The following is a 10,879-nucleotide window of genomic DNA, read 5'->3' on the forward strand; positions in this document are numbered from 1 at the left end:
TACAGCCTGCATTGCTTCAGCAGTCGTACTGAGTAAACGATAAATACTGCCCGTGGTAAGTTTGACGTTAGAATGGGTTTTCTTGGTCAGCTCAATACCCGCAATGACTGTTTCTTTGATGTGCCCATAGTGGTTTAAAACAAAGCCAGCCAGTGCCACGATTGCATTTGCGGAGAAAGTAACTTTTGACATTTAAGCCTCCAATACATGAGGCAGTGGCTTTTTACGGTTTTGGTCAATAAAACGAGCAATCACGCCCAAAACTGACAATACCGCAATCACTTTAGTCTGTGACTCGACTGGCAATAAAGCCATCACTTCAGGCGGGATACCAAATACAGCGATATAGCCAATGGCTGCAAACACCCAGTTCGATAACCACAGCCAACCTTTACGCCAGTTTTGAACAAGCCAGCCCACTTTATGTTGTACCAATTCAGCCGATACAAACTGAGCTGAGGTAGCTGCCAGTTCACCTTCCAGCATTTCAACCCGCTTTTGATGATGCTTAGCCTGATTCAAAAGCTGCTGGTCTTTATCCGCAATTGCGGCTTGTACAGCATCATCAATACGACGCTGCACTTTGACAGATTGAGGGGCTTTACGAGTAGGCTTAACCATTACTTCGCTCCCCAAGGAATCTGAAAATGCGGACCATCAATAAAGGCAGAACGTCCATCTTTTTTACGTGCAGCCACATAGCCTCGACTGGCTTGCTCACTGACTGAACCCAGTTTGCTATCTTGAGCAAGTGGGGCATATTGCGACATTGCTGTGCCCCAACAGCCACCCCATTCGATTTTGATCTTGAGTTCATCAGCAGCTTGACGCATTGCTTCAGCGATTTTGTAATAATGATTCCAGTCCCATGAGGGTACGCCTTTAACCAATGCCAGCAGATCAACAGCATGACCTGTCAAATGACGACTATTTGATGTTTGACTTGCACCTGAAGCCACCAACTGTGCTTGGCGAGATTTAGACCGTAAACCTTCATTGACACGAAAATCGACTTCGGTCAGTTCAATCGCACGTTCAACCACTTTCACAAGGTCAGTATGGACACCTTGGAAACGTGAACGGCTGAGCTTGGATAAAATAAATTTTGGTTGATTATTATCCATTGCAATAATCCCTTATAAATTAACTTACTGTTATTTTTGTTTTTTATCGTTCTAAAATTTAGGGGGAACGGCTTCCCTTATCCAAAAATAAAGCCGCTATTTTAAGCGGCTTTTTAAGGACTAATATCCAAACATATCCAACTGTTTGTCATCTTTTTTCTTTTCCTGTTCAGGTTGTCGTTGTCTACGTTTAATTTCTCGAATCCAACGATTGCTGACATTATACTTTTTAGCAAGTTGATCATTGCTTAAAGTTGCACTGTCTTGCTTAATTTTTTCATCTCTTAAAAACTGAGCATAATCCGCAGCCAGTGGAATATAAATTGTGTCTCCATCCCAGTACTGGCAGATTTGCTTTAAGTTATTAAAGCCGATTAAATAAGCTAATTCATGTCGATCATTCACCATTTTAGTGGTGGGAATATGTAGATTTTGTCCTCCATACTTTTTGACTAAAACAAGGGCAGTGCTTAAATCCGTTAGTCTTACGATGGTTTGTAAAGACTGGGGAAGTTTATCTAAAAATTCATCCATCTTTCTTTGCCCTCCGTTGTTTGTCTTTTTCTAACGCTGCTACGAGCTTCCACAGTTGATGCTCAGTGCAAAACTGCACACGTTCTTTACCAAACATATTTTTGGCGCAACCATGTGCATAGTTCCAGTGCCGACCAGCATCCGCAAGCAGGGCTTCAATCTTATTCACAAGGCTTTCTTTACTTTCTTTAACATCGGGCTTTTGTCCAAACTCTGTTTTACCAGCAGTGTTTTTACTAAACCCAATCGACTCCATGTGTTTAAGTACCTTGACCAAGCCGTCATCATCAAGGTCTTTGGCAGATCGGCTGCCGCCAATCTGCTCCAACATATCCCGATAAGTGTCTTCATCTAAGTTAAGTTGTTTTTTACCCATGTGGATTGCAGCCAATCTTGAATTACGCAACTTACTCACTTGGCACTCCTCCCACCAATTCTACAGATTCAGAGACTTTTAAAATGTGATTCAGTGCAGCTCGTCCTGTAGAAAAGTGACTGCCTCTATATTCAAAAACGTGATCTAAGTTTGGAAAGAACTCCTTGGCACGTCTTTTGCCAAATTCTTTAAAAATTTTGGCTTTCTTAGCGGGTGGGTACATTGCTTTTTTACGGACAGGTAAAAATTTTGATTCAGGATACTCTTCTGGTTTGATCATCCAAGCACTTTTCATCATGTGATTAATATAAATACCAATCGCAAGCTTAAGGTCTTGAACCCGCTCTAAAGCAAGGCTGACACGATAACCGTCACACATTAAGACCACTTGCGAAAATTGACTATTTAACTCTTTTAGAATGTATTCTCTTTCAGCTTTAGTGAGTGTTGCCATTATTAAAATACTCCCACAGTTGCTTGAACCAAACCACCAATACCGAGGCAACCAATAGATGCAGAACACAAGGCTTTCAGTATAAAACCACGCTTTTGGTGTGAGGTGTTTTGTGTCAGTTTTTGGCAGAGCCACGCTTTTTTAGCTTCCTTAAAACAGGTCACTAAACCCACTAAAAATACAAAGAAATATGCAAGGATTAGCATGAGGCAGACTCCCTTGATAATTGCAATGAATTAACAGCATCTAGCACCTTGATCACACAGTCATACTTCAACTTATTTTGACTCGAATGCGAAGGGTTAAAACAATTAATAAACCCACTAAAACTTGGGTATTCACCTTGTTCATCTAGCCAATTGTTAAATTGATAAGCCAATTCAAAGATTTCTTTACGAAACTTTTGTGTTGCTTTTTCATGCTTAATTGATTGACGATGTTCTTCAATTATTTTTACTTCAGCATTCGTGATACGCATCGTTTTCATGATGTTTCCTTAATTGCATCCACGACTTCAGGTGGAAGTTGTTCAACTTCTTCATTTTTAATAATCACTTTTGTTTCTCCTTATAAGTCAGCATTTCGACACCAGTTGTCATACCACCATGTTTTATTGAATCAGCCATGATGCACCTCTTTAAAAATACTTTTTTCAACGTCTTGAATATTGATAGATTTAATACCTGAAAAAATATATTGAACGTCAAATCCTAGTGTTGCCGCAGCGGCTAAGGTTGTTGATGTCATTACAGTTTTAGCATTTTCATTTTTTCTTAAGCCTTCACGACTTATATTTAAAACATGTGCTAAATTTCTTTGACTCCACCCTAAGCGATGGCGTTCTTCAACAAAGCGATTTGCAATTTCTTGCATTTTGGTATTACTATTTGGTTTCATTATTTAAATCACCATTAATAATGTGTTGTTTAAATAGGCGGTATTGCTGTACCGTCTAACCTTGGCGCTGGGCTAAATATGTGTTTAGTTCAGCATTCGTGATACGCATTGTTTTCATGACGTTTCCTTAATTGCATCCACGACTTCAGGTGGAAGTTGTTCAACTTCTTCATTTTTAATAATCACTTTTGTTTCTCCTTATAAGTCAGCATTTCGACACCAGTTGTCATACCCATTAAAAATGCTCGTTGAAAAATCTCTTGTTTGGTTGCTTTTGGATATTTCTTTAAAAAAATGCCAGATTGCTTTTTTGCAAGTGCTTCTGCTGCATTTACAATATCTAGTGGTGATGCCATAATTTTCCTCGCTGCTCGTCAGTACCAGTCCACGACGACTGGCAGACACAGGCACGAATGCCTATGTTTCGCTTATGCTTCTAAATGCTCAGCTATTGCTTGATCAATCGATTCACGAGCTGTATAAGCCTCAGCAATAACCTCATCGTCATCGTTATAAACATAAAATTTCACTTGATCAGGTGTTGTATTCCAACGCTCCACCCGATAGCGGTTTTCAATTAAAAACTGTAATCGCTTTGAATCTGTTGTAATTTCATATTCACCGTTTGGTGTATCTAGGATAATTGGAAATTTCCCAAACATACCTCCAGCAGCTTTTAAGCCAGCTAAAAACATGTCTTTGTCACGTCCAGTGATTTCGATAGTTCCATTTCTATTTTCAAGTTTTAAAGTTTGAATATCTGAATCGGCTGCACCATTAATTGTATTGATTGATTCATCAAACCAATCTTTAAGGGTTTCAATAACTTGAGTGATATCTGAGTTAACCATTATTCACCGCCTCTTTAAGTTTTGAACCTGCTTTGAAAGTTGGTGCTTTAGTTGCTGGTATCAGCACTGTTTCACCAGTTTTAGGATTACAACCATTACGTTCTGCACGGTCTGTAATTTTGAAAGTACCAAAGCCTTTTAATTCGACTGTTCCACCTTCAGCTAAAGCCTTGGTTACACCAGACTCAAAAGCCTCTAATGCTGCTTTTGCCTGTGCAGTACTTAAATTTGCGGTTTGAGCGATATGCTCTACAAGTTCTGCTTTATTCATAAGATTTTTCCTTCATAATTATTGGGTTGTAATTTGTTGAACTTTAGGCTTGGTCTGCGCTAAGAGCGCCTTTCCAAGCCATATAAAACTTATCTAACTCAACATCTAAGAACTCATCGCTCTCAGTGTCGTAATCAAATGCTGGCATCAAGATTGCTCGCTCACCGTTGATAACTTCAGTGTGTGACCAAGCCATATCGACTTCGTACCAGTTTTTAAATTTTTGAGGTTCTTCTGGTAAACCTTCGTCACCATCCTCAATAATGTTTTCACCTTCAAAACTCATAGTTATTTCCTTTAGGACTTGGGGGACTAAACATTGGCAAAGTCAAGCGAGATAGCTTGATATTTGCCGTCTTTATCACGCTCATAAAAGCGCACATAACTTTTGCTATCGACGATATTGATGCTTTCAGCAATAGCATCCATTGCTTGCAGCCACTTCTCGTCCTTAATGTCATGGCGACGTAAGCCAAGCACACGACCTGTTGAAATCTCTCCTTCTTTGTCCACCTGAAAAGCATCAAGGATCAGGACTTTCAAATGATCATTCGAGTCCGCAGACCACGACTGGATACACTCATCGATCAAGACTTTGGCAGCCTGTAGACGCTCATCAAAACGGATAGAATCCTGAATTTGGCGCACGATTTTGTATTGACCATCAAAGCTATAAAGTGTGATGTTGCCTTTGTTTCCACCGAGATGAACGTCATACTGTTCAAGCGACAGATCAACAAATGCGGCAATATCACCAAACGCCAAAGCCTTAAACTGCTTTAACTGTTGCTGTACTTCTTTCACGTTTTTGATCAGGCGACTCACCAGTGCATCACGCTCAAAATCAATCGGCTTGATAGAGCTTTCAGGTACTAAGCGACCTTTACTGTCTTGCTTGAATCCCTCTGGGATTTGAGTAACTGCATTCATAAATAATTCCTAATTAACGAAAATGTTTTTGCTTTGCTTCAAATTTGGTTTGACACTCGATACAACGGGTCACACCACCTAACGCTTGGCGTTGCACTGGAATATCTTCACCACAGTCATCACATTCATGTTGGCTCTGCGCAGAAAACTGAGTACGAGCTAAAATTTGCTGTTCCAATTGATGCGCTTGAAATTCTTCAGCCATCTCTACCAAATCAACCACGGCAACCTCCAAACGTTAAAATAAAAAAACCAAACCCAATCACCACCACCCAAAACAACAGACTTAAAACCACACCATTTTTAAAATTCAAATCCATTGCTTTATCCTTATTTTTCAATTTTATAAGTGCATTTTTGACATGATCGCCAGTGCCGCATTTCAGCAGGGTTCTGGGTCGGTGCATCCCGTTCCTGATAAGCCCGACATTGCAGTCGGCTGATCTTGGTTTTTAAAAATGGGCATTCAAAATATCCAAGCGTTTCTAAAACTTTTTGTTCAATGAGTGCCGTATTGCCGTTGTACTTACCTCGCAGAGCCAGCGAGAGAGAAGGGCGGGCATAGCCCAGCTCCTTCGCCACTTTGGTCATGCTGCCGATTTCTTCAATACGGGCATACACCAAACGCTTCCACTCTGGATCACAAGCATGGAGCGGGATTGTATTTGACATATAGCAATGCTCCGTAAGTGATAAAATTCAGAACAATCAATGCAATGACGATGCTTCTATATGTCAGTTGCACACGTTTTTTCGCTTGCAAAGCCAAGCTCAGTTCACGTTTGCACTTATTCAGTTCAAGGCTTAAACGTAGACGGTCTTGCTGAATAAAACGTTGAGGACAACGTGTAACTTTTAAATCCAATTGATTCATGCCAAAAACTCCCCGTCCATTTCTGCGCCATACTTACGCTCAGCTTCCAAAATTGGCGTATCTTGGTACATGATCAGACTCAAGTTATAGTCGAAAACTTGCAGCGCACGTCGTACTGAAGGTGGACGTGCCCCCGTATTCATATTCGGTAAAAGACGATATTTTGTTTGCCCATTTTTGCGATAAGTAGGCTTACGAGTGATTTCTAAATAGCCCGCCTGAAACAATGCTTTGAGATATTGCGTTGCAGATGTTGAGTTGATTACCAGTTCATCTGTACTTGCCACTTTTGCAAGCTCATCTGCTGAAAAAGCCTGTTTGGTGATACGCAAGGTATTCCACATCGCTTGTGATGAAGAACGTTCTTCAATGATTTCTCCATTCTTACGAACAGCAGGCGCTGTATAACCGCCGTCCTTATCTAATTTGAAATAAATCATTTCAATAGCTCTGCTTTTTCCACGACGAGGTGTCCTTTCAATTTCTGAAATAATTCCCGCTTTTTTTAATGCCGTGATATAACTATGTGTACTCGAATAGTTAATCTCTGCTGCAAGGCTAATATCTTTAGTCGAGAAGCGCTGACTTGATTTCCGTATCTCATTCCACAATCTTTGACGTGGCGATTGATACATTTCTCCAAGCTTTAAACGTTTTACTGTGACTTTTTGCTTACTATCCATAATCTCGACTCCAAAGCTTAAAATGAGCGTGGTTTAGGGCTTTCACCCGTAATAAAACCATGTGGCAAGATTTTTTTGAGGTTGCTCAAGCTGACCGAGTCTTCACCCTGTTCAAGCGCTAATTCACACAGGTTTTCGAGGTTACTGGAGACACGGCGAGTCGAACCTTTGACCGTTGCAATCAACATTTCAAGAACGGGATCATCAATCTCGATATCCGTTGCATAAACCTCTTTTAACAATCTACAATCGTTTAGATTTGTTGGTTCAGCACCCGCCCAATGATGTACACGACCATGAAAACGTTCCCATTTCTCTAACTTCTTCGGCAGTAATTCCTCCCCGATAATTAAAATTGTGCCTTGAGATGCTTCGTAAATATCACGCACAATTTCAACTTTATTGCCCTCAACCAAGTAATCAAACTCATCAATAATCAACGGCTTATTAGTTTTAGCCAGTTCACCAGCCACGATTTCCATCATGTCATTGATGGTTTTTGGTTCAGGAATGGACATCTCACGCAGTACGGCTTGTAAAAATGATTTTTTTGAATAAGTCGATTTCACTTGGACGTAATACGCACCAAGTTTGTTTGCCACATAATTCGCCGCAAATGATTTCCCGAAGCCCGATGGACCGTATAAGCCACCAAGCCCAGGGAGGCTTGCGCTACGCTCAGTCATGCGTTTGACCAAGTCATAAAACAACGCAATGTTACGAATTTCGGCAATGCCTTTATTGACAGAATTACTCATTTAATGCATCCTTTAGAAAAGTTTGTTGTTCTTTAGTTTTGCCCTACAAAACTAAAAGCCATTTGAAATACGCAGTTGCTCAGTATTTTCCATGTGCTGTTGCAACTGCTGATCTTCACTGCACATCCGTTTAAATAGTTTGGAAAGTTGGAAAGTCTTCCAAAACTTCTTGTCCTCCTCATTAATGTCTTGATTCGTTAAAATTTTCTGATCTATACCGATCCAACGACCAACCTTGTCATCTATATGATTCGTAATTGGAACGCCTTCAGCTTCATCTGAAATTTGATATTTCACTTCTTGAATGAGTTGTTTAGGTTGAACCTCTATAGCGTTTAACTCGTTGAATAATTCTTCACGTTCACGTTTCGGGAATGTAATCACAGTCTGATTTTCAAGATGTTCAATCACTTGCTGAGGATTCAATTCTTCAATGACTTCCGCTTGTTTTGCTGCTAAGCGACGTAAACGTCCCGCAGCACGCTGTTCTCGAGCTTGTTCAATGACTGTTTTAGGGAAGTAATCACGTTTGTTTGCATTCCACTCAGCGATACAAATCAAGCGACCATCCATGTCTCGGACTGTGACTTTCTCAGCGTTATGAATGTCATAACCGACCTGCACATACTCATCATGAAACTGCTCAAGATCACGATGAAAATAGCGATTGGTAAACAGTTCGATTTCACAACGACGTACTTTGCGCTCAATCGTTGGACGGAAAAAGTTTTCCATATCCCAGTTGTCGATCCGATCAATTGGATTCTCGTCATCTAACGTTGCAGCCCACATTTCTAACGGGGACATATAACGATTTTTCAGGGTAACTGGGTCAGTGATCCGCTTTAAGCTGCTATGCGGCTTATTGTTATAGTCAGTCACGACTTTCTCAGCGAATACCACAAAATCAGCAAACTTCATTAATGCTTGCGATTGCCCAAACTGGATAATGTCCTTACGAGTCAGCTTATGAACTTTATTGCCTGCTTCAGCATCCATGTCTTTGCCGATATAGGTTGGCAAGGTTTTAGCGGCTTTGACCCACAGCGTTTTATGACTTCGCTCAATCAAACCTTTGGCTTGTGAGTTATATGGCAGCGCATGCGATACCGTCACATTTAAACGACTTAAAATACCGTTACCACGACCTGTTAAAACCGCATTCTTATAGCCTGAACCATTGTCGACATAGAACATCGCAGGAATGCCACATTCAGTTGCCGCCATCCTTATCGCATCAAGTACTGCCCATTTATTCTCTGATAAATCAATCGACCAGCCGACAATACGACGACTTGCCACATCAATAATCGCTGTAATCTCAGGACGAAACGGTTTGCCATGAATTGGGTGTGCTATTTCAGCATCAAAACAATGACCATCTGCGGTATAAACATCTGTTGGCAGCATGTTTTCAGTATCACGACGCACAAAGCCCTTGATATTCTTGATTTCACGGCTACCCATACGACCTTTTTGTACATCGACATTGCCCATCTTTTCATTCAAAAAACGATAAGCTTGGGCATAACTAGGGCAGGCAATACCATTGCCAAGGTACTGAGGAAGCAGTTCCAAACAAGCGGTCAAAGTCGGTTTTTGTGGTTGCCCCCACAGTTTCAAAAGCTCAACCGCCCAAGCAGGAATCTCAGCAACAGCACGAGCCTTTGGTGCAAGCAAAGACAACACATTGATCTTATGCAACTCTGCATCTTCAACTGCTTTGATCCAGTCGAACACTGAACGACGGCTCACAGTACGCTTATCACCTGCCTTGGCATTCGCTTTTAAAATCGCTTCTAAAATTTCAGGCAATAAAGTCCCTGCATCAGCATCTACAATCATTTGCTCAATGACATTTGTCTTTTTACGACCTGATCTGACTTGCTCTTGCACATAACGCACCACAAACAAACGGTTTTCTGCGATCTCGATTTGCCAATTTTGGAGAGAGTTCACCGCTTGCATTGTATTTGGCAGTGCAATAGGTGAAACCAAATCATTTATATTCAAATTTTTGGGTTTTAGATAATTTTGAATACTTATAGCAAGATCAGTAGGAATCATGTACTTCCGAGTGAAGCCATTACGTCCAATAGATTTCTCCTCTACAAACTTCCAATTATCACGTTTAGCCCGATACTCGAAACCTTGACGGTTATTAGGGTAACTAGCATTTTGCATATTAGATTGCAATTCTACTAATTCCTGAATACTATAGAATAATTCCATCATTGAGCTCCTCGCTGACGCTTGGCAACTCGTGGATAAATTCTTTTATTATTTTCAGTCCAACGTTCAGGGAATAAGATGTGTAAAGGTATCCCTATGAATTCTGAAATAATAATTTCACCGATTTTGCTTGGTTTATCGAGAGCATTTCGGACTGTTTGTGGTGCGACATCATAAGATTCAGCTAATTGCGTAAGATTTTTCCCTTTACGTGTAATAGCTGCTTTTATAGCGTGTCGATCCCAAACCTGTTCTTTGGGTAATTTAGGTATTGATCCCATTTGAACTCCCTAGCCGCAAGGCTTTTTTTTATACTCGTTAGAAATGGCGAATGCCTTATCTAACAGCATAGTAATATGCAAAATTATTCAAATCAATGGTTTTGCATATAAAAAATATTCAAAATCATTCAAATATTTGTATGTTTTTGATTTTTATTGATATATTTTTTATGCAAAATGAGTATTTTTTGCATTTAGGTTTTGCATTTAAGGTGTGTGATATGCAAAAAGATAAGGCTATAGAAAATGAACAATTTTGGGATCGAATGGATTCTTTGATTGGAGATGAGCGACCTTATCCGTGGGCGGAAGAGAAGGGAATTAACCGTTCAGCTTTCCAGTCTGCTAAAACTAGAAAAACAAAGCCTCTACCCAAAACAGTAAAAGATTGGGCAGAGAAAATAGGTTGTTCATATGAGTGGTTGAATACAGGAGAGGGTGAACCATTTTCTCAAGTGGCTCAACAAAACCGAGCAGAGCAGGTTAAAGCAGCATTTACTGACAAAATTCAAAGCATGCCACTGCTAGATATAACGCCATTACAGCCAAATGAGATCAACAAAGAACTGTTAGAACAATGCTTCGATCTCACCGATGGCGTACTAGAAGCAACC

22 protein-coding genes and 1 other RNA gene are annotated in these 10,879 nt (G+C 40.4%); 1 reads left to right on the forward strand and 22 read right to left on the reverse strand.

The annotated features are described in order from the left end of the window. The 22 genes from AVJ19_RS19195 to AVJ19_RS19295 form a co-directional block, all read right to left on the reverse strand. The coding region (locus AVJ19_RS19195; protein WP_162626658.1) for a hypothetical protein at nt 1–192 on the reverse strand (192 nt) is incomplete at its 3' end. Further along, the gene (locus AVJ19_RS19200; RefSeq protein ID WP_228203408.1) at nt 193–621 is read right to left on the reverse strand and encodes a hypothetical protein; all 429 of its coding nucleotides are present in this window, start codon (nt 619–621) and stop codon (nt 193–195) included. Next, nucleotides 621–1,124: a M15 family metallopeptidase gene (locus AVJ19_RS19205; protein ID WP_111861188.1), complete on the reverse strand. Its 504-nt coding sequence runs from the start codon at nt 1,122–1,124 to the stop codon at nt 621–623. Before AVJ19_RS19205 ends, AVJ19_RS19200 begins: the two co-directional genes overlap by 1 nt. Before the next feature lie 120 nt (nt 1,125–1,244). Then, nucleotides 1,245–1,658 (reverse strand): Mor transcription activator family protein, encoded by a 414-nt coding sequence (locus AVJ19_RS19210; protein ID WP_111861189.1) that lies wholly within the window; start codon nt 1,656–1,658, stop codon nt 1,245–1,247. Continuing rightward, nucleotides 1,651–2,073 (reverse strand): gp16 family protein, encoded by a 423-nt coding sequence (locus AVJ19_RS19215; RefSeq protein ID WP_228203409.1) that lies wholly within the window; start codon nt 2,071–2,073, stop codon nt 1,651–1,653. The genes AVJ19_RS19210 and AVJ19_RS19215 overlap by 8 nt, the downstream gene beginning before the upstream one ends. Then, nucleotides 2,066–2,488 (reverse strand): hypothetical protein, encoded by a 423-nt coding sequence (locus AVJ19_RS19220; RefSeq protein WP_111861190.1) that lies wholly within the window; start codon nt 2,486–2,488, stop codon nt 2,066–2,068. The genes AVJ19_RS19215 and AVJ19_RS19220 overlap by 8 nt, the downstream gene beginning before the upstream one ends. 2 nt (nt 2,489–2,490) lie before the next feature. Next, nucleotides 2,491–2,694 (reverse strand): hypothetical protein, encoded by a 204-nt coding sequence (locus AVJ19_RS19225; RefSeq protein ID WP_111861191.1) that lies wholly within the window; start codon nt 2,692–2,694, stop codon nt 2,491–2,493. Continuing rightward, nucleotides 2,688–2,975 carry a hypothetical protein gene (locus AVJ19_RS19230; RefSeq protein WP_111861192.1) on the reverse strand — a complete coding sequence of 96 codons (288 nt, stop codon included), beginning with the start codon at nt 2,973–2,975 and terminating at the stop codon, nt 2,688–2,690. The genes AVJ19_RS19225 and AVJ19_RS19230 overlap by 7 nt, the downstream gene beginning before the upstream one ends. A gap of 131 nt (nt 2,976–3,106) precedes the next feature. Next, nucleotides 3,107–3,385: a hypothetical protein gene (locus AVJ19_RS19235; RefSeq protein ID WP_111861193.1), complete on the reverse strand. Its 279-nt coding sequence runs from the start codon at nt 3,383–3,385 to the stop codon at nt 3,107–3,109. Between the two features lie 182 nt (nt 3,386–3,567). Further along, a complete protein-coding gene (locus AVJ19_RS22095; protein WP_162626659.1) occupies nt 3,568–3,741 on the reverse strand; it encodes a hypothetical protein in 174 nt (57 codons plus the stop codon). 5 nt (nt 3,742–3,746) lie between these two features. Then, nucleotides 3,747–3,815, reverse strand: an RNA gene (locus AVJ19_RS19240) — hammerhead ribozyme type II. Further along, nucleotides 3,814–4,236 carry a hypothetical protein gene (locus tag AVJ19_RS19245; RefSeq protein ID WP_111861194.1) on the reverse strand — a complete coding sequence of 141 codons (423 nt, stop codon included), beginning with the start codon at nt 4,234–4,236 and terminating at the stop codon, nt 3,814–3,816. Before AVJ19_RS19245 ends, AVJ19_RS19240 begins: the two co-directional genes overlap by 2 nt. Next, nucleotides 4,229–4,507, reverse strand: coding sequence for an HU family DNA-binding protein (locus AVJ19_RS19250; RefSeq protein WP_111861195.1), 279 nt, complete (start codon nt 4,505–4,507; stop codon nt 4,229–4,231). The genes AVJ19_RS19245 and AVJ19_RS19250 overlap by 8 nt, the downstream gene beginning before the upstream one ends. Before the next feature lie 43 nt (nt 4,508–4,550). Next, entirely contained in the window at nt 4,551–4,793 is a 243-nt protein-coding gene (locus AVJ19_RS19255; RefSeq protein ID WP_111861196.1) for a hypothetical protein, read from the reverse strand. 26 nt (nt 4,794–4,819) lie between these two features. After that, nucleotides 4,820–5,437 (reverse strand): DUF3164 family protein, encoded by a 618-nt coding sequence (locus AVJ19_RS19260; RefSeq protein ID WP_111861197.1) that lies wholly within the window; start codon nt 5,435–5,437, stop codon nt 4,820–4,822. 13 nt (nt 5,438–5,450) lie between these two features. Continuing rightward, the gene (locus AVJ19_RS19265; RefSeq protein ID WP_111861198.1) at nt 5,451–5,660 is read right to left on the reverse strand and encodes a TraR/DksA C4-type zinc finger protein; all 210 of its coding nucleotides are present in this window, start codon (nt 5,658–5,660) and stop codon (nt 5,451–5,453) included. Nucleotides 5,661–5,767: 107 nt separating this feature from the next. Further along, a complete protein-coding gene (locus AVJ19_RS19270) occupies nt 5,768–6,109 on the reverse strand; it encodes a LysR family transcriptional regulator (RefSeq protein ID WP_111861199.1) in 342 nt (113 codons plus the stop codon). Continuing rightward, nucleotides 6,078–6,311: a hypothetical protein gene (locus AVJ19_RS19275; RefSeq protein ID WP_111861200.1), complete on the reverse strand. Its 234-nt coding sequence runs from the start codon at nt 6,309–6,311 to the stop codon at nt 6,078–6,080. The genes AVJ19_RS19270 and AVJ19_RS19275 overlap by 32 nt, the downstream gene beginning before the upstream one ends. After that, on the reverse strand, nt 6,308–6,994 hold the full coding sequence (locus tag AVJ19_RS19280) for a hypothetical protein (protein WP_111861201.1): 687 nt from the start codon (nt 6,992–6,994) through the stop codon (nt 6,308–6,310). Before AVJ19_RS19280 ends, AVJ19_RS19275 begins: the two co-directional genes overlap by 4 nt. A 17-nt stretch (nt 6,995–7,011) precedes the next feature. After that, nucleotides 7,012–7,752, reverse strand: a complete 741-nt coding sequence (locus AVJ19_RS19285) for an AAA family ATPase (protein WP_111861202.1) — start codon at nt 7,750–7,752, stop codon at nt 7,012–7,014. 51 nt (nt 7,753–7,803) lie between these two features. After that, nucleotides 7,804–9,984, reverse strand: coding sequence for a Mu transposase C-terminal domain-containing protein (locus AVJ19_RS19290; protein ID WP_111861203.1), 2,181 nt, complete (start codon nt 9,982–9,984; stop codon nt 7,804–7,806). After that, nucleotides 9,984–10,265, reverse strand: a complete 282-nt coding sequence (locus tag AVJ19_RS19295; RefSeq protein WP_111861204.1) for a helix-turn-helix domain-containing protein — start codon at nt 10,263–10,265, stop codon at nt 9,984–9,986. Before AVJ19_RS19295 ends, AVJ19_RS19290 begins: the two co-directional genes overlap by 1 nt. Nucleotides 10,266–10,486: 221 nt before the next feature. On the opposite strand from AVJ19_RS19295, the gene AVJ19_RS19300 reads away from it, so the two are divergent. Further along, on the forward strand, nt 10,487–10,879 hold a 393-nt coding region (locus tag AVJ19_RS19300), incomplete at its 3' end, for a hypothetical protein (protein ID WP_213067266.1).

The organism is Acinetobacter sp. CFCC 10889 (assembly GCF_003268395.1).
In the GTDB taxonomy this organism is placed as follows: Bacteria; Pseudomonadota; Gammaproteobacteria; order Pseudomonadales; family Moraxellaceae; genus Acinetobacter.